Genomic DNA, 21,232 nt, shown 5'->3' with positions numbered 1-21,232 from the left:
GGTCCTCAGCCACCGAGCGCCTCGATGACAAGACGGGCGGTCGCCGCTCCGGAGAAGTTCTGCTGGCCGGTGATCAAATTGCCGTCGCGCACGGCAAAATCGCGCCACAGCCCGGCCTGAATATAGTTCGCGCCGAGCGCACGCATCTCATCCTCGATCCGCCATGGCATCAGATGCGTACCGTGCGGCAGCGCGCCCATCTCCCAGACGGCATTATCGGCGAAGTCTTCCTCGACATTGGCGAAACCTGTGACAGTGCGCCCTTTGGCCAGCAGCTCGCCGGTTGAGAGGCGCGCGTAGCGCAGCAGCGCGACGCCATGACACAAGGCGGCCGCGACCTTGCCGGCCGCAAAAAAGGCGACGAACAGCCGCTGCAACTCAGTCGCGCCTTGGAAGGTGAACATCGGCGCCTGGCCGCCAGCGACGACGATCGCGTCGAACGCGTCGAACGACAGCTCTACGATGGGCCGGGTCGTCTCCACCAGCGCCGCCAGTTTCGGCGTCGACAGGAAACCGAGCGAGATCAGATCCGTATCCGAATAGCCGGACGGATCACGCGGGTCGCTCAACGCATCCGCCTCGCATTTGCCGCCCTCAGGCGAGAAGATCGCGACTTCGTATCCGCGCTCCGTGAAGGCGAGCCAGGGATGAGTTAACTCGCTCCACCAAAACCCGACCGGCCAGCCTGTGGTGGTTGATACAGCCGGGTTTGAAAGGACCATCGCGACCCGCTTTGGATGCAGCGGGTCGAGTGGGTTGGGATCACGCACGCTCATCGCGCCATCTCGACTGGTTCGCCAAGATTCGCCCAGATCGTCTTGTATTGGGTGTAGCTTTCCCACGCCTCGCGGCCCTGCTCGCGGCCATAGCCGCTCATCTTGAAGCCTCCGAACGGCGCATTAGGATGGTACTTGTGCCAGCAGTTCAGCCAGACCGTGCCTGCCTTGATCCGGTCGGCGAGCCGCAAGGCGCGGCCGAGATCGCTGGTCTGGATGCCCGAGGCGAGCCCGTAGCTCGTGTCGTTTGCGATCCGGATCGCGTCCTCCTCGCTGTCGAATGGAATCACCGGCAGGACGGGGCCGAAAATCTCTTCGCGCGATATCCTTAGGTCGTTGGTCGCACCGGCGAAGATAGTCGGCTCGACGAAAAGGCCCTTGCCGTTGACCTGGCGGGTGCCGCCGCCCGCGGTCAGTCGCGCGGTGCGCTTGCCCTCTTCGATATAGCTCAAGACCTTGTCATACTCGCCGCGCGACGCGATCGGCCCGATCATCGTCGCAGGGTCCAGCGGATCGCCGAGCGTCGCCGACTTCGCCATGGCGCTCAGCTGCTCGACGACCTCGTCATAGCAGGCGCGTTCGACCAGCAGGCGCGATCCGGCCACGCAGACTTCGCCCTTGTTCCAGAAGATGCCCCAGAAGGCTGCCTGTATCGCGGCATCGATATCGGCATCGGCGAAAACGATATTGGGACTCTTGCCGCCGAGCTCCATGGTCAGGTGTTTCATCGTCCCGGCACCGTTGCGCATGATGCCCTGGCCAACGGCGGTCGACCCGGTGAAGGCGATCTTGTCGACGCGGGCATCGTTGACCAGCGCGTCGCCGATGGTGCCGCCTGGGCCGGTGACGAGATTGTAGACGCCTGGCGGCACGCCTGCGTCGAGGATGACTTGCGCCAAGGCGAGGGCCGTCAGGGGCGCGTCGGTCGCAGGCTTGTGAACGACCGTGTTACCCGCCGCGAGTGCCGGCGCGATCTTCGAACAGGACAGCGCGAGGGGAAAATTGAACGGGGTGATCGCAGCGACCACGCCGAGCGGCTCACGCCGCGTCAGGATCCTGATATTTGGTTCGTAGCTGGTACGATAGGCGCCGTCCATTGCGCCGATCCGACGAGCCGTTTTACGACGGTCGAACTGAAGCTCGACCGGACAAGCCAGGCCCTTGCCGCCGGGATTGGGCGCGACCTCGCCGGCGGCAACGGTCTCCAGATCGACGCACGTATGGAAGCACTGCTGCTCGGCTTGCTTGGCGCCGCGAAGGGCGGACGAGACAGTGCCGACGGAAGGCCCCCGCTCGATTTTCGCCTGTCAAAGGCCATCCGCTTGATGCAGGCCGATATCGCCCGCGAGCATTCGCTTAACGAGATCGCTCGCCACGCCGGGATGTCGCGGGCCCGTTTCTTTTCGATGTTCCGCGACCACATGGATCTCACACCAGGTACGTACTGGAACACCTTGCGCATCGAGCACGCTATTTCGATCATGAGACAGCAAGGAACGAACCTCACCCGGCTAGCCGGCGATCTGGGCTTCGATGCCCAAGGGAATTTTTCACGATTCTTCCGCCAGCAAACCGGCGTAGCGCCGAAGCAGTACCGCCGCGCAATGCGGCAAGCGATTTCCAGTAAGAAACGAGTGACAATCGAGACACATGCATGAAACTGCTTCGCTACGGGCCTGCCGGCGCCGAACGTCCCGGACTGCTGGATCGGGAAGGGCGAATTCGCGATCTGGGAGGAATTGTCCAGGACATCGCGGGGACGGCTCTGGCGCTGCCCTCGCTGGAGCGCATTGCCGCATTGGATCCCGAGACCCTGCCTCTCGCAGAGGGGAATCCACGTATAGGGCCATGTGAGATGTGCGGCTACTGCACGACTTGCTCGTATCGGCAGGCGACCAATTCGCTCTCCGCTATGCCGGCCTTCATGCCGTCGCCGCATGCCGCTTGGAGCGCGGTTATCGTCTTATGGGCATCGATATCGGCGCCGAGGACACCCCGATCGAGGCCGGCCTGGGCTTGGCTGTCGGTTGGAGCAAGCCAGACGATTTCATAGGGCGCCATATCGTGGAGGCCCCAGCGAGGCAAGGCGCCGCGCTCGCGCCTGCTTCAGTTCTCTCTTGGCGGCGCCGATAGCGCGCCAATTCTGATCGGCAATGAGGTGATCTGGCGCGACGACGAGCGTGTCGGCACCATTATGGACTTTGGTGGGCCCGGAGGGTATTCCGAAAGCCATAAAAATCAATTGGTAAGAGATCAGTGGGACTTCAGAGCATTCAAATCTTTTCCAATGTTTTTCAATGTTGTTGTCCCACTCAGAAGTGCCTCAGTCCACCAAGCCGACGCACTGAACGCCTCACTCGGAAGGGAGGTTTGCGCAAGGCGAAAGGAAGATCGCGTCGGTGTGCAGCCTTCCTGAGAAGGGTCGCGGTAGCGCCAACTGCTGACGCTCAGCGCGAAGACATCAATGTCCTGTTATGGGGCCGTCAGAGGACCGGCCGCTTCTCGCGCCCAGAAAGCGATAGCAGACATGCAACTAGGTGGTACAAAGTCTCTAGCGTGACCCTTTCGAGACATTTGCGTGCGGCGTTTGCGTCTCGAAAGCGGTTCTTTAGTGCTACCAGCACCAACGACCGTCTGCGGTCGTTCAGAACACGGGTTACCGTCTCTAAACCGGATATTGGACCGGGCAGCCGCCGGAAATTGCGAATGGAGGTGATCGCCTGTCAGGAGGCGCTCAAAAACGACCTACGACCGCGATCTTCATCCGGCCGTTTTCATGGTGTCATTCCCGGCTATGCTGACAAGTTCTTTATGATCGGCAGCTTGCGGATCGTCTTGCCCGTCGCCGCCCGTAGCGCGTTGGCGACGGCCGGGCCGATCGGCGGCACACCCGGCTCGCCAACGCCCGTGGGCGGCTCGTCGGACGGCACAATGTGCACCTCGACGCGCGGCATCTGCTCGATCCTGAGCGGCATATAGGTGTCGTAGTTCTCTTGGTCTACGACACCGCCCGTCAGGGTCAGCTCCTCCTGGAGGATCGCGCCTAGCCCGAAGCCGATACCGCCCTCCATCTGAGCGCGGATCTGGTCAGGATTTATCGCGGTGCCGCAATCTACCGCGCAGACGACGCGGTCGACTTTGAAATCATTTCCATCGTTGAAGGTGATCTCCACCACCTCGGCGACATAGGTCGAGAGGCTTTCATGCAGGGCCACGCCGCGGAAATGGCCTTCCGGCAGAGGCTTGTCCCAGCCTGCCTTCTCAGCAGCCAATTTCAGCACGCCGGCATGCCGTGAATGGTGACCGAGCATCGACAAGCGGAAGTCGACCGGATCACGGTTCGCAGCGGCGGCGAGCTCATCAATCAGGGTTTCCATTGCGTAAGCGGTGTGGGTGGAGCCTACCGAACGCCACCACAGCACTGGGATGTTCACGTCCGTGGTGGTCAGCTCGACCTTCAGGTTCGGGATCGCATAGGGCAGGTTGGTGGCGCCCTCCACGGAGGTCGGATCGATGCCGTTCTCGATCATCGCCGCAAAGGGCGAACCGCCCGCGATCGATTGGCCCACGATGTGGTCATGGAGAGCGACGACATTGCCTTCCTTGTCGAGCCCCGCCTTGACTGCGTGCACATAGGCCGGCCGGTACCGCCCACCCCGCATGTCGTTCTCGCGGGTCCACTGCACCTTCACTGGCTTGCCGGGTCCCAGTGCACGCGCTGTGGAAACAGCTTCGATAATGAGATCTGCGTCCGAGACCGCTCGGCGGCCGAAGCTGCCGCCGGTCTTCATCACGTGCAGCCTCACCTTGTCCGGCGTGGTGCCGCCTACTTGAGCGGCAGCCGCCTGATAAAGGTCGGGCATCTGGTGTCCGCCCCAGACGTCGATGGTGCCGTCTTCGTTGATTCGGGCGGCCGCGTTGAGTGGCTCGATCGAAGCATGGACAAGATAGGGGAATTCGTAGTGCCCTTGGATGACTTTCTCAGCACTGGCCAACGCTGCGGGAGTGTTACCGTCGTCGCGCGCGGTGGCCGCGCCCGGATCGTCTGCTGCCTTAGTGTATTCGGCCATGATCTCGGCCGTGCCGCGCCTTTCGGCCTTCTCTTCGTTCCAGGTCACCTCCACGAGATCGCGGCCCTTGAGCGCCGTCCACATGTCCCTGCCGACCACGGCAATGCCGCGCGGCGTCTGGACGACATCGACAATGCCGTCGAGTGCCTTGGCCTTGGAGGCGTCGAAGCTCTCGATCTCAGCGCCGAACTTCGGCGGATGGATCATAACGGCCGTATTGAGTCCATCCATCTTGAGGTCGATCGTGTAGGTCTGCGCGCCATTGGTCTTGCCGGCGGAATCGTAGCGCTTGAGGCTGTCCGATCCGATCTGGGCCCACTTGTCGCGCGGCTTTAGCGGCACGTCGTCGGGAACCGGCATTCCCGCTGCGGCTTCAGCCAGGTCACCGAAGCGCGCCTGCATCCCTGAGGCGTGCGACACGACCCCGGAAGCCACTGTGATCTCGCCGGCTGGCACGTCCCACCGCTGCGCCGCGGCCGCCACCAGCATGGCCCGTGCGGCAGCACCCGCCTTGCGGTAGCGCTCCCACGACGAGCTCATCGACGTGGAGCCACCGGTTCCCTGCGCGGCCCCGCCCCAGGCGAGATTGCCGTAGAGCGCGGTATTGCCATATCCGCCGACCACGTGGACCTGCGCCCAGGCGCCGTCGAGCTCTTCCATAACCAGGGTGGCGATGCCGAAATAGGAGCCTTGTCCCATCTCGAACTGCGACGAGTGGATGACGATTCGGTTCTCCGGTGTGATCTCGACATAGGTTTGGAAGGGGTTCGCCTGGACCGCTGCAGGCGTCGTTTGTGCGTTGGCGGGCGCGGCCATCATTAGCCGGTAGCCCACGGCGAGGCCCGCGGTGGTGACGGCCGTGCCGAGGAGGAACTGGCGGCGCGTGGGCCCCACGGCATTATGCTTCGGGAGAAACTGCAACATGCCTCAAGTCTCCAGCCGGTTGGCGGTCTCGTGGATGGCCGCGCGGATGCGATGATAGGTGGCGCAGCGGCAGAGATTGCCGCTCATCGCCGAATCAATATCATCGTCCGTCGGCTTCGGCGTCTCTGTCAGGAGGGCCACGGCCGACATGATCTGGCCAGACTGGCAATAGCCGCATTGAGGTACGTCGAACTCGGCCCACACGGCCTGGACCGTTTCGCCGATCTTGCCCGACACGCCCTCAATGGTGGTGATCGAGGCTCCTTCGATGTCGCCGACTGCGGTCTGGCACGAGCGCGTCGGCATGCCGTTAACGTGAACCGTGCAAGCGCCGCACTGGGCAAGGCCGCAACCGAATTTCGTTCCTGTGAGTCCGATGCCGTCACGGATCGCCCAGAGCAGCGGCATCTCTGGATCGACGTCGAGTGTTCGCGCCTCGCCATTGAGGGTAAAAGCGACCATGGCTTGCTCTCCTTGTCCTGAGCTGGCTATCTCGTTGCGCCTCCGCCCGGCTAGGAACCGGACTCTTCTTGCTGAGGCATAGCGACCACAGACTAGGATCGCGCAGCTCGAGCAACAAGCCGCTAGCTGGCAATCGCGAGATCGTGAAGTGGCTCGTGTCGAAAGGCTGGAGGCAACTGAATGTCATTTTTGGGCCGACCGGCCGGTCAGTTTCCGGCTCGATGACCTGGTTGGCAGTCATTCCGCTTCTAAGCCTAAACCCCAGACATGAACTGTAGCAGCATCATAAAAGACGACATCAAGCGGCGGTTTTTCGTTGCGCTGCACCGCTAGCTCGTTCGCGTGGTTCATGATCCGCTGGTTATCCGCGGATGCTGGTTCACCATAGATGCCAGAAACTTGCCACGCGCTATGCGGTTAAGGATGTGGTCGTCATTCGTAGCGAGCGAATGGCCGAAAATGAAGAAGCAATGGCTGGCGGTCTTCACATTCGCGGTGAACTGCTTGAAGCCTTGGTACAGGTAGGCATTGTGACGGATCTTCGCCTTCTTCTGGGCGCTGGTGGGCTGATGAAGGGCGGCTTAGGGTCATGATTTCCCGCTGCAATGACCGATGAGTCACAGACGCTGCATTTCGCGCTAGACCGCAACTGCGGTATTCTCGATCATACGCTCAGCCATCCTATTCGCACCTCGTTGCCGCCGTTCGCGGTCATTCGCCGCTGCCTTGGTCAATTCCCGATTCCACAAGCATCCGGTCCTGAGTGGGCAGACGGCCTTCCTAGTGGTAATTAGTCAGCGACACGTTGACCGTTCTCGTCATGCGGGTGAAATCTACGTTCGACCATATACGTCGTCGAAGCGAACGATATCATCCTCGCCGAGATAATCGCCGCTCTGCACTTCAATGATCACCAGGTCAATTCTGCCTGGGTTCTCCAGCCGATGCTTATGGCCGCAGGGGATGTAGGCTGATTGGTTTGTCGCCAGGAACAACTCCTGCTCGCCATTGACGATTTTCGCGGAGCCGCTGACCACGACCCAGTGCTCCGAACGATGATAGTGCATCTGCAGGCTCAGCCGCCGACCGGGCTTCACCTCGATGCGTTTGATCTTGAAGCGCTCGCCTTGCTCAAGAACCGTGTAGGTACCCCACGGCCGGTGTACCGTGCTATGGACCAGGTGAGCTTCATGTCCTGAAGCCTTGAGGCCCTCGAACAGCTTCTTGACGTCCTGAACGCGGTCGCGGGATGCGACAAGCAAAGCGTCCGGGGAATCGACGATCACCAGATCGCTGACACCGACCGTGCCGATGACGCGCTTGTCGGAGCTCACATAGCTGCCGGTCGTGTCGACCATATGCACATCGCCGCGTATCCTGTTCCCGCTTTCGTCGGGGGCGATCAAATCGGCCATTGCGTTCCAGGATCCGATGTCGTTCCAATCCATGTCGCAGGCAACCACGGCAAGTTTGTTCGTCTTCTCCATGACAGCGTGGTCGAGCGAGATTCGCGGGGCGGAGCCGAAATGCTCAGGCGCGAGTTCGATTTTGGCAAAGCCTTCGCCTTGACTGAAGCGCCCGTTCTCGTAGCTGTCGGAGGCGGCCTGGATCACCGCGGGGCAATGCGATGCCATCTCGTCGAGCATGGTTTGTGCGCTAAAGCAGAAAATGCCGGCGTTCCAGAAGAAGCGCTTGGACGCGACATAGGCTTTGGCTGTGTCCAGATCCGGTTTTTCAACGAAACGGACGACTTTCTCACCATCCGCTTCGATATAGCCGAATGCCGTGTCCGGTCTGGTTGGGGTGATGCCCAATGTGGCGATCCGCCCGAGCTTCGCATGTTCGATGGCCCGGCACATGACGTCTAAAAATGCAGGCAGGTTGCCAACCATGTGATCGGCTGGGAAGACGCATAGAATCGCGTCAGGGCCTTGCGTTGCCTTGGCATGGATGGCGGCTGCCGCAACGGCTGCGGCCGTATCCCGGCCTTCAGGCTCGAGCAAAAAGGTGCGTGGCAGGACCACGGAATCTAGTTCGTCGAACTCGTCCTTGGTAAGGAAGAGGTGTTCCCCAGATGTCACGGCGACGAGTTCCACTACGCCCTTTATCGAACCGACGCGCAGCACAGTGTGCTGAATGAGAGAATGTCCATCTGCTACTTTAAGGAAAGGTTTGGGGTGCGATTGCCTCGAAGCGGGCCATAGCCGCGATCCGGCTCCACCGCTGATGATGACGGGAACCACTTTCATTAAACAACCTCGATTTCGTCTCTGGACGTCATTGCCCGCGCCCTTAGCGTCAGCGTCACGACCGCCGTCGCTCTAGGATGGTCTTGCGGCGCTCCGAGTAACAGCGAAGTTCTGGCGCGTTGCCGGACGGCCGCAGATGAATGATCTCGTCATTCTGTATTCGTGCCCTAAGGCCGTTGGTTTCATCGACGTCGGCAACAGTCCCGAATGGAGCCAAGAACTGCTGCAGTGTGTCCGGATCCTCAAGCCTGCGGATCAAGCTGAGCAGCTGCGGGACATTTAGCGTATGCCATGGCCCGCCTCTCGTGGATTGCGGTCGATGTCTCTATGCCTGTTCGTTCCATTTGCCGAATTGCCCAGGTAGCGGTCTTAATCAAGATGAGAGACTCTTTGGCTGCCTTCTATCAAAATCAAACGACTTGGGTCCTTCAGATCGAACTCAATTACCCGCGGTACGAAAAGGCGTGCATATCGTGTAAAGGCGCTCGTCGGAGGAAACCGAACTACAGTATCGCAGCGCCCGAGAAGATACATCTCAACGAGGGCGGAAATTGCGCCGTCCATCCCAAGTGCTGCAGTGTGTAAGGGGCCGTCTTGATCGGATCGGAAATGCTTGGGGACGGTGAGAAGATCGGGAAACTTGGCCGACAGATGATCCAGGATTTGCGCGCTGTCCGTGCACAAGAACAGCCGCACAGGCTTGGGGTGCGGCAACGCTTTAGCCTTATCAACCGCAGTGCACACTTGTCGAACGGCGAACTCCGGATCGGCCCAGTAGGGCGCATGGTCCATGATGTCTTCACCGTTACCATGTCGAACATGAACCCCGATGATGCTGTGCCCCTCAAAACATTCTTGGTAAATGGCATCTATGCGTGTTTGAATTTCAGACCGAGGCTTGACACTCTGGAAGACCTGCCGCTCGGCATCCTCATCGCAGCGCCACATCAAGCAAGCGTCACACACTACTGTGTTCGCTTCGACATCTTGTTCGGCCTGAAAGAGCTCGCCCAACTCGTCGCGCTCTTGGAAAATCTGCTCATCTGGGCGGTAAAGGCAGTCGATCGCTGGCCTATTCCACCACTCCGGGAAGAATGGACCCGGGAAGGAAAAGTCGTTGATCCGGTCGTCGCAAATAGCCGGTACGCCAGCGATGTCATTGATCGGTTGGAAGAACACCGGAAAGGCATTTGTGAAGGGTTGGTCGAGATAACAGGACCCGCGCCAGTCGACGGCTAGCGTTCGTCCCGACCGCTGAGCGTAGCGCCAAGCGGCCGCCAGCGACCACAGACAATCACCGAACCCCGTACGCCTCTGAGAGACGACGAACCTGCGCTTTACCAATCCACTGACCTGCATTTTCGGAAATCTCGTTTCAGAGACGAGGTTGCATCTGACTTGGGATCTCTTAATCGATACTAGTCGACCGTTACGCCGGGCGATTTGGTAGAGGCTGCGCGTGGGGCAGAAGAGCTCCTCAGCACTGCCTATCCTTATCTCTGTGACGCTCGCAAATCTTGACGCCGGGTACACTCGCTTCCGGTTTAAATTCAGCGTTCTCTAATGCGCCCGGCGAGATGTGTAAAATTGATTGCGTGAATGTGGCCCATCCATGTGATGGATACTAAGGCGTTCCTTGACCATGAGCCTCTGCTGACGTGGGGCCGCGCTTTGCTAAGCGAAACAGCCGGTCGAGGCAGTCCACAAAGTCCCTTTTTCAAGTCCAATTCTTAACTGCCTCAACGTAACATGTCATTTGCGGGCGTTTCCTGAAGGACGGATGTGCAGGACCCGCCAGCCGTCGAATGTCAGGCGCAGGCCATCCACGTCATTTATGGCCATCATGGCGTCCGGTCCCATCGAAAGATGCGACACGGCGCCCTCTGACGCTTTCAAGTGCGCCAACATGGCGCAACTCCTGCCGGATAGCTTTCGAGCCGGCTGGACTGAGCGACTGGCACGCGATGCTGTGCGACGATGGCCGGGAGAGGAATTTTGGCGTCTGCAGCCATGTGGAGGATCGTTCCGACGGTTCTGCGGGTTCTCGGTGTCAGAGCGGACACCTGTGCGAACCCGCTCTCGTCCGTTTTCGACAGGCCCTTGAGGTTCATGACCCTGTTGTTCGCCGAGATCACCCGCCAGTTCAGCGATCTAGGTGAAGATCGGCACGCCTGTCGATGCGGCGATCATCGCCTCGGCCAGCGAAGATGATGAAGAGGGCCATTGGGTCAAGTACAAGCGCCGACCAGCGTTTCATTGCTTCAAAGCCCATTTCGGTGCCTACGCCGATACGGCCCTTGTCGAGGAGATCGCCCACGGCGCCCACACCGAGGACGGCAACGCCGTTCCTGATGCTCTGCCCGACAATCCCGGCGAAGTGTTTGCCGACAGCGCCTACCGAGGCAATCATCTCGGCGACGCGGTGCGCGCCAAGGGTGGAAGGCCGCGCATCGTCGCAACCGCTATGTGGGGGCGCGACGAGGCCGAAAGCTCGACGCCTGGAACCAACCGATCCACAGAATTTGTACTCGGATCGAGAAGATCTTCGGCACCTGTAGCCGGATGCGATGGCGAGGGCTGGCAAAGGCGGCCGTTCAAATTCGCCGCACTGCGATCGCCTACAGTATGAATCACAGTTTGATGGTCGCCTCGTCCCGCCCATCGTTGAAGCCCAGCCACCGTTTTCGGGCTAGCGCGCCCGAAATTCCTTGGAGGTCAATACGTAATGCCCTACCCGGCTTTTCGCCGCCGTCTCAGATGTGCGGTTCGCCCAAGCCCCCGACTGCCACGAACTTTGTCTTCGCGCGGAGCGAAACCTCGCGCCCACGACTTTGTGCCGCCGATGGTGCCGCGCTGCCCTGTCAAACAATCCATTTTATGGATGCACCTCATCCAAACAATCGATTTCACTGATCAAAACAATTTCCATTAGAAGACGCTGAAGCAGGCAAAGATTACTTGGTCAGCGCAAAAGAGGGATGGTGGAGTTCTAGTGTGGGTTGGACCCACATGCTCGCCATTTTATCTGGGAACTGCTACGTGCCCTGTTGGCGCAGGGAAATACGATTCCACTGGCCACCCACTTCGTGGAAGAAGCGGAGCGGCTGGGCAACCGACTGTGCGTGCTTGAGAACGGATGTAGAATCCCAGAAGGGCGTCCTAACTCGCTGATTGATGAGCAAATCGGGTGCGACGTGATTGAAATCTATGTCGCTCACCCCGTCTGAGTTCGGCACTCAGGCCGCATGTGCGACTTAGGCAGGTTAGCGGCGAGACTCTGTTTTGCTATGCCTCGAAGCAGGAGCAGGTGTGCTCGCTGGCTGACACTGTCAATGACGAGCTCCGCGCCGCATCTGTCGAAATCCTACCATAGGGTATGAGGCGGGCCGCCGGTGTGGCGAGCCAGATTCGAAACTTCAACTACCATAGAGCAGGAAGAAAATGGGCGAGAACAGGAAAGTTGCTCTGGTTACGGGCATAACGGGACAGGATGGTGCCTATCTCACGCGTCTTCTGCTGGAAAAAGGCTACGTCGTTCATGGGATTAAGCGACGTTCCTCTTCCTTCAACACGGGTCGCATCGAAGACATCTACCAAGACCCGCACGATCCCGATCCGCGCCTAATTTTGCATTACGGTGACCTCACTGATGCGACTAATCTCATCCGAGTAGTTCAGGAATCCCAGCCAGACGAGATTTACAACTTGGCCGCTCAGAGCCATGTCCAGGTGTCGTTCGAAACGCCGGAATACACAGCAAACGCCGACGGTATCGGAACATTGCGACTTCTTGAGGCGATCCGCCTTCTCGGTCTGAAGGACAAGACCCGCTTCTATCAGGCCTCGACTTCAGAGCTCTACGGCCTCGTGCAATCCGTACCGCAGAACGAAACAACGCCCTTTTATCCGCGCAGCCCTTACGCCGCCGCCAAGCTCTACGCCTACTGGATCGTGGTCAACTATCGCGAGGCCTATGGTATCCATGCTTCCAACGGCATTCTCTTCAATCATGAAAGCCCACTGCGCGGCGAAACTTTTGTGACGCGCAAGATCACCCGCGCCGCCGCTGCTATCTACCTCGGCAAGCAGGACAAGCTTTATCTCGGCAATCTCGATGCTCAACGCGATTGGGGCCATGCGCGTGAGTACGTGCGTGGTATGTGGATGATGATGCAGCAGGATCAACCGGATGATTACGTGCTGGCGACGGGCAAGACGACCCCTGTCCGCCAATTCGTCGAATGGGTTTTCAAAGATGTCGGCGTCGAGCTCGAATGGCGTGGTGAGGGAGTCGACGAAAAGGGCTATGATGTCGAGACCGGCAGATGCCTAGTCCAGGTAGACCCACGCTACTTCCGCCCCACGGAAGTCGATCTTCTCCTGGGCGATGCCACCAAGGCGAAGGAGAAGCTCGGCTGGGTGCATGAGACATCCGTGCGCGAGCTCGCCGCGGAAATGGTGCGGGAAGACCTCAAGGTCATGCAGACATCGGTAATCATGAAGGAAGCATAATGTACGATCTGAAGGGAAAAGCCGTGTGGGTCGCGGGCCACAAGCATGGTGGGCAGCGCTGTTGTAGGCCGCCTCGCGTCTGAAGACTGCAAAGTTATGGCCGCCCTGACGTTTCCCCCAAATTTTATCCAGTCTTGAGTTCGTTTCCGCGGGTGGATTTGCCCTGATGGCCAGTGGACGCGACGGGTGCTGGCGCGGAGCGTTTCACGTTGCGCAGCGCGAGCGACCGTCGCGGGTTGAAGGTCGATGCACATTCGTTGGGTGTCTGCCATCCGATGTGCGAGTGCGGACGCGCGCCGTTGTAATCGGCGCGCCATACATTGAGCCTCGCGCGGGCCTGGGCCAGGGACGTGAACCGCGTCTCGTTGAGGAGTTCATCGCGAAGGGGGCCGTTGAAGCTCTCGCGTTAGGGTCCTAGCCAACCTCCGACTGTGAACTCGCGGAAGCGATTTACGGCAAGCGCACACAGCAGCTCGTCCACGGCGTTCGTACATGAAGTTTGGAAACTTATAATACTGGTACACACCTCCATGGGGGAACATTATCTCCAATATCTCAGCGATTACCGGATAGCTATCTGCCTTCACCTACCTCGGCCTAGTGCAGAATCTTGGCCGAATGAACTCGGCGCTCTTGCTGCACACCAATGGTCCGTCCCGCGCGAAGTGCGATCATACCGCCGCAGCTTACCTTCAAATCCGGCACTGGCGAGGATCTAGATCCAAGCCGACGGCGCCGGGGATCAAATAAAAAGCCGCCGACCGAAGCCAGCGGGCTTGATTGGGATGGCCCGCGCGGACGGTCAAGGCTGCGCCGGCCGACCATGGCGGAGGGACCACCTTGGTCAACGGCACGGCCCGATGACGGCGTGCCGATGTACCACAACATGCGGCGAGATAGAGCCTTCCGGCGTCGCGGAAAAAAAGCCCGCCGGTTTTGAGCCAGCGGGCAAGTTCTGGAGTGGCTGAGATCAACCCAGCATCAGTCAACGACCGGCGGAAGAGTTGGTTGCAGTGGATGCCAGCTAGCCGCAGCATGCTGTGAATCGTAGCAATGTGAAAAACAAAACTCTGGACTTCTAGGTCGGACTCGCCCCAATATTTGTTTGGGGGAATTCACATGAAAATTGGAGCACTCATCGCAAGTGCAGCCCTGTGCGTCAGCGGCTGCTCTACGAGCACTGTCGTGTCGGACAGCGATCTCACGGCAATGAATACCGTTGCGCTATGTCACGTTCTCGCCAGCAGCACGGACGAACAGTATCGTAGTCGGGTAGCGGCCCTTCTAGTGCGCAGGCGCGCAACAGCAGAGAAGTGCACCAGGCTTGTGAAAACCGACAATGCTGTCGCGACAGGAATAGCGGTCGCGGCTGTCGGCGGCGCAGCTGTGGGTGTCGCTGCCAACAACGGCTATGGAGGCGGAACATATTACCGGCCACCGCCACCACAAATCTATGGCGTCGCGTGGGACCAATTCTATGGCCAGAACTACAGCGTTATCTGGCGCTGCCGCGACCGGTCCACCGGGCGGTTCGTTGACGATTACTATTGCGCCGGCCTGCCCATGGTCGACAGCGCATGGCCGGGCTGGTCGGCGTAGCGGATGAGCAGGCCATACCGCAAATATCGATCCAATCGGTGGCAGAGACCCACCGGTGCCAAGCTGTGGCGGCGCCAACTTGCGAGCGTGCCGGCAATGCTCAGTCTTACGGCAGCGGCGGCAGTGGCTGCCTTCCTGGCGCCGTCGGGCGCGCAACGCAGCGACGATGCATCAAAGGCCAGCCCACGAAGGGCGGCGCCCGCCTTGCTTACCGGTGTCGCATCCGTCATTGACGGCGATACGATCGAAATCCACGGCCAGCGCGTCCGCTTCAACGGCATCGACGCGCCAGAGAGCCGACAGCTGTGCCGCGATGCGAATGGCGCCGAGTATCCTTGCGGCCGGCGATCGGCCGAAGCGCTGGACACTTTCCTGGCCGCGTCGAGGCCGCTCGAATGCACATTCGTGACGTGGGATCGCTATCACCGCTTTGTCGGCGATTGTCGGCGCGCCGACGGCGCGGGCGTGGCCGCCTGGATGGTCCAGCACGGCCAGGCGCTGGATTGGCCTCACTACAGCCAGGGCGCCTATGCGGGGCAGCAGGCGCAAGCCCAAGCCTCAAAGATCGGCCTGTGGGCCGGGACGTTTCAGGCACCCTGGGAATGGCGCGCTGCGCACGCCGACGGCGCGGCGCCGTCGAGCCGCCCACTGGGCATCATCAGCCGTAAGCTGGTCGCGCAGAGCGGCTATTCTTGCGAGCCGCGGAGAACGTGCAAGCAGATCGGTTCCTGCGACGAAGCCAACTGGTACCTGCAAAACTGCTCATGGGGCGGAAAACTCGATCGCGACAAGGATGGGATCCCATGCGAAACACTCTGCTAGCTGAAATGCGCGCTACGGCCTGTTCGGCTTTCCGCTTACACCGATCTAACGAAGACCATGCATGGGCGGCGCGGTCTGCTAACCCCATTTTTTGACGAGGTATTCTATATCTGAAGGGCAGAAAAAGTTATTGCGACAATAGAGAGAAGACGCCTTAACTAAGACTTTCAAAACCGTTAAGTGTATGCTGCCAGGCGATCAAGGCGTGATGTCGCCCTGTCGGGGGGGGCGAGTAAAATGCAGACTGTGATGAGTCAAAAGCTGGCAAGCTATGGCCAGTGGACCTACCGTGGTGCCTGGGCCCTAGAGATTGCGGCCGCAGCGATTGGTCTTACGACAGGTGTAGCATTAGGCGTACAAGCGTTTTCTGCAAGCGAGTCTGTCACTGCAATGGATTTGACGCTCGCCAGTGCACCCTTTCTCATGGTGGCAATCGCGGAGCTCACCAAGATACCGATAGCTACACTGCTTTTCAGCGCGTCTTGGCTCTGGAAGCCCATAATCTTGGTCTTCCTCCTGGTTCTTGCAGGCATCACTTTCGAAACTGTCTTTATGGGGATGGAGAGGGCAGGCGCATTGCGTCAGCTGCGTTATGAGGAGCTCGTAAACAAGATTGATGCCCTTGAGCAGGAAGCGACAAAGCTCGCCTCTGCTGACGAACTTGGTCGAAGAGCCGATCAGGTCGATCAAGCCCGTTCCGAAATTGAGCAGCTGACTTCTCTTGCGGAAAAATCGCGTGCGACCTTTCAGTCGCAAATTGCCGAGGCCAATTCGGAATTGGAGGGAACGACAGCCCTTACCCCAGAAGCCTCGCGTGTTCGCGATCAAGTGGAGGAGAAAAACGCGGTTCGATCGGCGCTGATTCAACAGCGTGATCGCGAAGTTAAAGAGGCTGTCGATCAGTTTGAGCGCCAACGCGACAGCTTTGTTGAACGTATCAAGATGGCGCGCGATTCAGGGGACAGCGACTCGGCACGCAGGCTAGAATCGGAAGTGGCTAAACTTGCCAACCCCCGCACGAAAATTATCACCAAGTTCGACACTCAGATTGACCCGCTCGATCAAGAGATTGCTGCGCTGCGCGAAAATTTCGATCGTTTGCGGGCAAATAGCCCTCCTATGACTACTGACCAGAGGCAGAAGCTTGTCGATAGGCGTTCGTCTCTGGAGCAAACGCGCGATAGTGATGCCGCGGCTTGGCAGCGTCGATTGGATGAAGCGGGCAAACGGCTCGCAGATGCCCAGGCGGCAGAAGCCAACAAGGCAAACACCTCGGCGCAAAACCAGGTCAGACAGGACCAGATTGCCAAAGCCCTCAGCGCCTTGGCCAAGGAGCGGATCCCAATGGCGCGGACAGATCAGGTCCGCCGTATTGCCTCACGGTGGTACGGCAGCAAACCTGAACTGGTGACTGAGGCACAGGCCGGAATAATCTCTGTGATTTGGTTCGGCTCGCTCGCGCTCATTGCCGCGCTCGCGGGACCAATTACGGCAATGGTCGCTCTAGCGCTCCAGCGCATTGCCGCCCGAGAAGAGGACAATTCAGACAGCAAGGCTTCCAGGCTGCTCCGCAGAATGCTTCTGAGTTGGCGGTGGCGCCGAATTCGAACGATTAAGGTACCAGTCGAAGTTATGGTCGAGAAAGAGGTTGAGAAGCGGGTTCAGGTGCCTGTGGAAAAGGTGGTCAAAGAGATCCTCTATGTTCCGCTCTTCACCGATGATCCCGAAGTCCTTCGCAAGGCCCTCGACCAGGATTTGCCGCCTGAGGTCTCAGACCTCGTGACGGTATCAATGAAGGGTCGCAAAAGTGCTCGTCCGGCATAACACCACCCTGCTCGAGCAAGCCGTCGATCTCGCCGTCAAAAGGTCAGCGATTCCAACCTTGCAGGCTCAAGCCGCGGCCCAAGAGAAGACAGCCCGGGCGACCGCCTTTCGCCGAATGGCGACTGGCGGAGCCATTGCAGTGGCGGCGGTCGGGATTGGGCTAGGCATCAATCTTGGTCTATGGGACAAAACCTTGCCGGAGCCGGCGGCTTTGCCGACCATAGAGCAGCCAAGCGATCTCACCTCCCCAAAAGATGAGCCGCCTATTCCTGTTCCAACTCCAAAGCCAACTCAGGAGCAGGCGCCTCAGGCTGACGTCCCTACCAAGCCTGACGTGGTGACCGTCGACTTCAACAAGTTCGCCACCAAGAACGTCGAGTTCCAAGGCACCACTTGGGAGTTAATCACAGGTCACCACTTCAAGGATGAGAACGACCAAACCTGGGACCGAGCGTGGTGTTACTCTCGGCGGAGTGTGAACGGCGTAGACGTAAATGTATCATTGGCAGCTCGTTCTGCCCCGACAGCGCCACCAGCCGGGCCTGGCGCTGCTGCTCAGACGCTTCAGTTGGTCGGCCTTAATGATTCATCCGCCGTCGATCTTGCAACAAGATGCGCGTGGTTGGATGGTCGCACATTTGCGTCTTCAGACATCATTCCTGACTCGTCACGAGAGCAGGCCGCAACTGTCCCCGCAGAAACTCCTGCGACAGAGGTCGATCCAGATAGTGGATTTGTTGTCGTGTCCGGGTGGGACGCGATCGGAAACGACCTGCCGGATATGCCAATTAGGAACGTGAGTTCTGAGCAGTGTCAAACCGCCTGCGACACCGACTTCAGGTGTCTAGCGGTTACTTATAACACAAAATTTCGAGCTTGTTTCATGAAAGGGGACGCATCGCTACTGGTCAAAAGCGAAGAGTCGATCATGGCCGCAAAAAAAGTGGTCGAGAGCAATTTGCGCTACTCGAATTTGGTGTTCGCCACAAAAACGGAAATTTCTGGCAACGCCTATTGGACCTCTCCGCTCCGATATCCAGACTGCATACTGCAATGTGCAAACGACAAATCCTGCTTAGGGTTCAATTTCCGCAAAAAAGAAAGTGCGTGTGTCCTTTTCAACAGCATAACCCAATCCGCTGATAACGCAGCGGTCGCGTCTGGCATCAAGAGCGTCGCCAACTAAAGTTGAAGCGAAGAACCTATCCTCAAGGAGCGATGGAAACCAAGCTGCTTGTCAAAGAGAGTGGCTAGCAAAATTCCACGATAACCTTTGGGTTAGCGGCAGGAATGTTCTTCGACGAAGCTCCAGCAGACAAAGTGGAGCCAACTGAGGCATCTCAGAGAAAGAATTGTCGTCGGCGCATTGCGGGACCGTCTGACTTAATGTCAAAAATGGGGCCGAAAGCAGTCAGGCGGCTTAAGGCTACCGATTCGCGAAGACCAGACGTTCGCTGGCGCGAGAAGCGTCGTAGCCGTCCCGCTCGAAGAGGCTACTTGCCCGAAGGCACTGACACATCCATTTCTGGACGTAGCTGGAAATGAAGTTCGAGCATCGCCACATCAGCATACGGACCGGCAGTCTGATGGCACTATTGTCATTGATAACAATCTTTGCGACCGACGAAGCGTCTCGCGACTGCCGTTGATGTTTGAGGAGTGTGAATGACGGTACGCTTTGCATTTGACAACAGCTATGCTCGGCTGCCGAGCTCGTTTTATGCGCGTGTTTCCCCGACCCCGGTCTCCGCACCGCACCTCCTCAAGCTTAACCAGGAGCTGGCCGTCCAGCTCGGGCTCAACCCGGTAGAACTCGCCACGCAGGCGGGTGTTGAGATTCTTGCCGGCAAACGGATTCCCGAAGGTGCCGAGCCGATCGCTACCGCCTATGCCGGACACCAGTTCGGCCAGTTCGTGCCGCAGCTCGGCGACGGAAGGGCAATCCTGCTAGGCGAGATCGTCGATCAGGAAGGAGTGCGCCGGGATATCCAGCTAAAGGGCTCCGGCCGAACACCGTTTTCCCGCGGCGGCGACGGGCGGGCGGCGCTTGGCCCCGTTCTGCGCGAGTACATTGTCAGCGAGGCCATGGCGGCTCTTGGCATTCCGACCACTCGGGCGCTTGCTGCGGTCATGACGGGTGATGAGGTGATACGAGAAACCTACCTGCCAGGCGCAGTGCTGACACGGGTCGCATCCAGCCACATGCGGATCGGAACCTTCGAATTCTTCGCGGCGCGCGGGGACGTGGATGCGGTGAGGGCTCTCGCTGATCACGCGATCGCCCGGCACTACCCGGATGCCGCGGGTGCTGCTCGCCCCTACCTGGCACTGCTGGAAAGTGTGATTGCGCGCCAAGCGAACCTCGTAGCGCAGTGGCTGCTCGTCGGCTTCATTCACGGGGTTATGAACACCGACAACATGTCTATCGCCGGCGAGACGATTGACTATGGCCCCTGCGCTTTTCTGGACATCTACAATCCCAAGACCGTATTCAGCTCGATCGACCAGTTAGGTCGCTACGCTTATGCCAATCAGCCTGCGATCGCCCAGTGGAACCTGACACGGCTGGCGGAGTGTCTGCTGCCCCTCCTGGCTGAGGATCAGGACAAATCCGTGGAGCAGGCCCAAGAGGCGCTTTCTGCCTTCGCAGCACGGTTTAGCGACGCATATAATAGTGGCTTGCGTAGCAAGTTGGGGACTTTTGTCGGAGCGGGAAGGCGATCTTGCGCTGACGCAGGATCTTCTCGATCGGATGGTCGCTGGCAAGGCGGACTTCACCCTGACTTTCCGACGCCTGAGCGAGGCCGCTATGGGACCCGAAGGCGACGTCGCGGTGCGCAGCCTCTTCGAAGACCCTGCCCCATATGACGACTGGGCCGAGCGCTGGCGCAAACGGCTCGGGCAAGAGCCGCAGGAAGGTTCAGCGCGCCGGGCTTCCATGCAGCGCGTCAATCCGGCCGTTATCCCCCGCAACCACCGCGTTGAGGCGGTCATCGCGGCCGCCGTGGAGAAACAGGAGTTCGGACCGTTCGAGGACCTTCTGACCGTGCTCGGCAAGCCATACGAAGTCCAGCCAGGCTTCGCGAGCTATGCTGTCAATGCCGCCTGAATTTTCCCCAAAAGTGCCGAAGTAAAATTCCCCAGTTTCGCCGCTCAGACTGTCGCGGAGGGGTGTCCATTTTTCGGTGGCCGGCCGCGCGGCCGCGATGGTGGATTTAATGTCGGCGGCGTGATGGAGGCTTTCGATCGCAAGTGTTCGGGCATGAGCTCGGCGTGCTGGCGGAGCCGATAGCTCGATCCTTCGATCTGGACGACGACCGCATGGTGAAGCAGGCGATCGAGAAGTGCGGTTGCGACGACAGGATCGCCGAAGACCTCGCCCCATTCGGCGAAGCCGCGGTTTGAGGTGAGAATCATGGCGCCCTTCTCATAGCGGGCGTTGACGAGCTGGAAGAACAGATTGCCGCCACCGTGGATGACGGGCAGGTAGCCGATCTCATCGACAACGAGCAGAGCAGGCCGGCAGAAGAAGCGGATGCGTTCCTGCAGGCGGCCTTCGCGTTCGGCCCTTGCCAGTGCGGCGATGAGTTCGGCGAGCGTGCAGAAATAGACGCTCTTTCCAGCCTTCACAGCCTCGACGGCAAGTGCGATGGCCAGATGGCTCTTGCCTGTGCCGGGCGGGCCGAGGAAGTGGACGACCTCGCAGCGGGCGACAAAGCCGAGTTGGGCCAGCGTGAAGATTCGATCACGGTCGAGCGAGGGCTGGAAAGAGAAGTCGAAGCCGGCGAGGGTCTTGATCGTGGCCAGACGCCCCATGCGCAGTGCCGTCTTGATCCGGCTGTTCTCGCGCAGGGTCAACTCTTCCGAAAGGAGGATGTCCATGGCTTCGAGGGCGGCGATCTCGCCTTGCTCGAGCCGGCGCACGACATGATCGAGCGCTTCGAGCGCTCGTGGCATCTTCAGGCCGACGAGATCGTGGCGGATCCGGTCGATT

Annotated in this window: 18 protein-coding genes and 3 pseudogenes; 10 read left to right on the top strand and 11 right to left on the bottom strand. The window is 59.5% G+C overall.

Annotated features, from left to right (window positions below; all coding sequences use genetic code 11):
- Nucleotides 1–5: 5 nt before the first annotated feature.
- Nucleotides 6–776, bottom strand: coding sequence for a type 1 glutamine amidotransferase domain-containing protein (locus NKH91_RS22750; RefSeq protein ID WP_352844761.1), 771 nt, complete (start codon nucleotides 774–776; stop codon nucleotides 6–8).
- Nucleotides 773–1,873 (bottom strand): aldehyde dehydrogenase family protein, encoded by a 1,101-nt coding sequence (locus tag NKH91_RS22745; RefSeq protein WP_352885418.1) that lies wholly within the window; start codon nucleotides 1,871–1,873, stop codon nucleotides 773–775. The genes NKH91_RS22750 and NKH91_RS22745 overlap by 4 nt, the downstream gene beginning before the upstream one ends.
- Before the next feature lie 123 nt (nucleotides 1,874–1,996).
- Here NKH91_RS22745 and NKH91_RS22740 point away from each other — a divergent pair, with 123 nt between their 5' ends.
- Together NKH91_RS22740 and NKH91_RS22735 are read left to right on the top strand one after the other, a co-directional pair.
- The gene (locus tag NKH91_RS22740; RefSeq protein ID WP_352951004.1) at nucleotides 1,997–2,434 is read left to right on the top strand and encodes a helix-turn-helix domain-containing protein; all 438 of its coding nucleotides are present in this window, start codon (nucleotides 1,997–1,999) and stop codon (nucleotides 2,432–2,434) included.
- Between the two features lie 199 nt (nucleotides 2,435–2,633).
- Entirely contained in the window at nucleotides 2,634–2,909 is a 276-nt protein-coding gene (locus tag NKH91_RS22735) for a hypothetical protein (RefSeq protein WP_352639326.1), read from the top strand.
- A 659-nt stretch (nucleotides 2,910–3,568) separates the two neighbouring features.
- On the opposite strand, the gene NKH91_RS22730 is transcribed toward NKH91_RS22735, so the two are convergent.
- From NKH91_RS22730 to NKH91_RS22700, 7 genes are all read right to left on the bottom strand, one after another.
- A complete protein-coding gene (locus tag NKH91_RS22730; protein WP_352517222.1) occupies nucleotides 3,569–5,770 on the bottom strand; it encodes a xanthine dehydrogenase family protein molybdopterin-binding subunit in 2,202 nt (733 codons plus the stop codon).
- Between the two features lie 3 nt (nucleotides 5,771–5,773).
- Nucleotides 5,774–6,232: a (2Fe-2S)-binding protein gene (locus tag NKH91_RS22725; protein ID WP_352467057.1), complete on the bottom strand. Its 459-nt coding sequence runs from the start codon at nucleotides 6,230–6,232 to the stop codon at nucleotides 5,774–5,776.
- A gap of 347 nt (nucleotides 6,233–6,579) precedes the next feature.
- Nucleotides 6,580–6,753 carry a hypothetical protein gene (locus NKH91_RS22720; RefSeq protein ID WP_352479198.1) on the bottom strand — a complete coding sequence of 58 codons (174 nt, stop codon included), beginning with the start codon at nucleotides 6,751–6,753 and terminating at the stop codon, nucleotides 6,580–6,582.
- A 312-nt stretch (nucleotides 6,754–7,065) separates the two neighbouring features.
- Nucleotides 7,066–8,481 (bottom strand): mannose-1-phosphate guanylyltransferase/mannose-6-phosphate isomerase, encoded by a 1,416-nt coding sequence (locus NKH91_RS22715; RefSeq protein WP_352810648.1) that lies wholly within the window; start codon nucleotides 8,479–8,481, stop codon nucleotides 7,066–7,068.
- A 55-nt stretch (nucleotides 8,482–8,536) separates the two neighbouring features.
- Nucleotides 8,537–8,698, bottom strand: a complete 162-nt coding sequence (locus NKH91_RS22710; protein ID WP_352479197.1) for a hypothetical protein — start codon at nucleotides 8,696–8,698, stop codon at nucleotides 8,537–8,539.
- 152 nt (nucleotides 8,699–8,850) lie between these two features.
- Nucleotides 8,851–9,840 (bottom strand): nodulation protein NodZ, encoded by a 990-nt coding sequence (locus tag NKH91_RS22705; protein ID WP_352810646.1) that lies wholly within the window; start codon nucleotides 9,838–9,840, stop codon nucleotides 8,851–8,853.
- Nucleotides 9,841–10,233: 393 nt separating this feature from the next.
- Nucleotides 10,234–10,389, bottom strand: a complete 156-nt coding sequence (locus NKH91_RS22700) for a hypothetical protein (protein WP_352483792.1) — start codon at nucleotides 10,387–10,389, stop codon at nucleotides 10,234–10,236.
- Nucleotides 10,390–10,636: 247 nt separating this feature from the next.
- On the opposite strand from NKH91_RS22700, the gene NKH91_RS22695 reads away from it, so the two are divergent.
- From NKH91_RS22695 to gmd, 3 genes and pseudogenes are all read left to right on the top strand, one after another.
- Nucleotides 10,637–11,110 (top strand): hypothetical protein, encoded by a 474-nt coding sequence (locus NKH91_RS22695; RefSeq protein ID WP_352810644.1) that lies wholly within the window; start codon nucleotides 10,637–10,639, stop codon nucleotides 11,108–11,110.
- Nucleotides 11,111–11,477: 367 nt separating this feature from the next.
- Nucleotides 11,478–11,791: pseudogene (locus NKH91_RS22690) on the top strand (nodulation factor ABC transporter ATP-binding protein NodI); the annotation flags it as partial.
- A 131-nt stretch (nucleotides 11,792–11,922) separates the two neighbouring features.
- Entirely contained in the window at nucleotides 11,923–12,993 is a 1,071-nt protein-coding gene (gene gmd, locus NKH91_RS22685; RefSeq protein ID WP_352479096.1) for a GDP-mannose 4,6-dehydratase, read from the top strand.
- 124 nt (nucleotides 12,994–13,117) lie between these two features.
- Here gmd and NKH91_RS22680 read toward each other — a convergent pair.
- Nucleotides 13,118–13,396 (bottom strand): annotated as a pseudogene (locus NKH91_RS22680) (integrase core domain-containing protein); the annotation flags it as partial.
- A gap of 923 nt (nucleotides 13,397–14,319) precedes the next feature.
- On the opposite strand from NKH91_RS22680, the gene NKH91_RS22675 reads away from it, so the two are divergent.
- The 5 genes and pseudogenes from NKH91_RS22675 to NKH91_RS22655 all read left to right on the top strand — a co-directional run bounded on the left by NKH91_RS22675 (nucleotide 14,320) and on the right by NKH91_RS22655 (nucleotide 20,347).
- A complete protein-coding gene (locus NKH91_RS22675; protein ID WP_352517225.1) occupies nucleotides 14,320–14,592 on the top strand; it encodes a hypothetical protein in 273 nt (90 codons plus the stop codon).
- A gap of 123 nt (nucleotides 14,593–14,715) precedes the next feature.
- Entirely contained in the window at nucleotides 14,716–15,414 is a 699-nt protein-coding gene (locus tag NKH91_RS22670; RefSeq protein ID WP_352810641.1) for a thermonuclease family protein, read from the top strand.
- A 237-nt stretch (nucleotides 15,415–15,651) separates the two neighbouring features.
- The gene (locus NKH91_RS22665; protein ID WP_352810640.1) at nucleotides 15,652–17,238 is read left to right on the top strand and encodes a hypothetical protein; all 1,587 of its coding nucleotides are present in this window, start codon (nucleotides 15,652–15,654) and stop codon (nucleotides 17,236–17,238) included.
- Complete coding sequence (locus tag NKH91_RS22660) at nucleotides 17,222–18,424, top strand: PAN domain-containing protein (protein ID WP_023680065.1); 1,203 nt, start codon at nucleotides 17,222–17,224, stop codon at nucleotides 18,422–18,424. The genes NKH91_RS22665 and NKH91_RS22660 overlap by 17 nt, the downstream gene beginning before the upstream one ends.
- Before the next feature lie 479 nt (nucleotides 18,425–18,903).
- Nucleotides 18,904–20,347 (top strand): annotated as a pseudogene (locus NKH91_RS22655) (protein adenylyltransferase SelO).
- Nucleotides 20,348–20,391: 44 nt separating this feature from the next.
- Here the strand turns inward: NKH91_RS22655 and istB are convergent.
- Nucleotides 20,392–21,231 carry an IS21-like element helper ATPase IstB gene (istB, locus tag NKH91_RS22650; RefSeq protein WP_352951003.1) on the bottom strand — a complete coding sequence of 280 codons (840 nt, stop codon included), beginning with the start codon at nucleotides 21,229–21,231 and terminating at the stop codon, nucleotides 20,392–20,394.
- Between the last annotated feature and the right edge of the window lies 1 nt (nucleotide 21,232).

Origin of the sequence: Mesorhizobium sp. M0894 (genome assembly GCF_040319725.1) — a bacterium.
Lineage (GTDB): Bacteria > Pseudomonadota > Alphaproteobacteria > Rhizobiales > Rhizobiaceae > Mesorhizobium.
The sequence above is the reverse complement of the archived record's forward strand: the minus strand, read 5'-3'. Positions and strand labels throughout refer to the sequence as shown.

Bases quoted from the DNA above. Each gene is read 5' to 3' on its own strand.
- NKH91_RS22750 (WP_352844761.1), bottom strand. From the start codon at position 776: ATGAGCGTGCGTGATCCCAACCCACTCGACCCGCTGCATCCAAAGCGG.
- NKH91_RS22745 (WP_352885418.1), bottom strand. From the start codon at position 1,873: ATGGACGGCGCCTATCGTACCAGCTACGAACCAAATATCAGGATCCTG.
- NKH91_RS22740 (WP_352951004.1), top strand. From the start codon at position 1,997: ATGGAAGCACTGCTGCTCGGCTTGCTTGGCGCCGCGAAGGGCGGACGA.
- NKH91_RS22730 (WP_352517222.1), bottom strand. From the start codon at position 5,770: ATGTTGCAGTTTCTCCCGAAGCATAATGCCGTGGGGCCCACGCGCCGC.
- NKH91_RS22725 (WP_352467057.1), bottom strand. From the start codon at position 6,232: ATGGTCGCTTTTACCCTCAATGGCGAGGCGCGAACACTCGACGTCGAT.
- NKH91_RS22715 (WP_352810648.1), bottom strand. From the start codon at position 8,481: ATGAAAGTGGTTCCCGTCATCATCAGCGGTGGAGCCGGATCGCGGCTA.
- NKH91_RS22705 (WP_352810646.1), bottom strand. From the start codon at position 9,840: ATGCAGGTCAGTGGATTGGTAAAGCGCAGGTTCGTCGTCTCTCAGAGG.
- NKH91_RS22700 (WP_352483792.1), bottom strand. From the start codon at position 10,389: ATGTTGGCGCACTTGAAAGCGTCAGAGGGCGCCGTGTCGCATCTTTCG.
- gmd (WP_352479096.1), top strand. From the start codon at position 11,923: ATGGGCGAGAACAGGAAAGTTGCTCTGGTTACGGGCATAACGGGACAG.
- NKH91_RS22665 (WP_352810640.1), top strand. From the start codon at position 15,652: ATGCAGACTGTGATGAGTCAAAAGCTGGCAAGCTATGGCCAGTGGACC.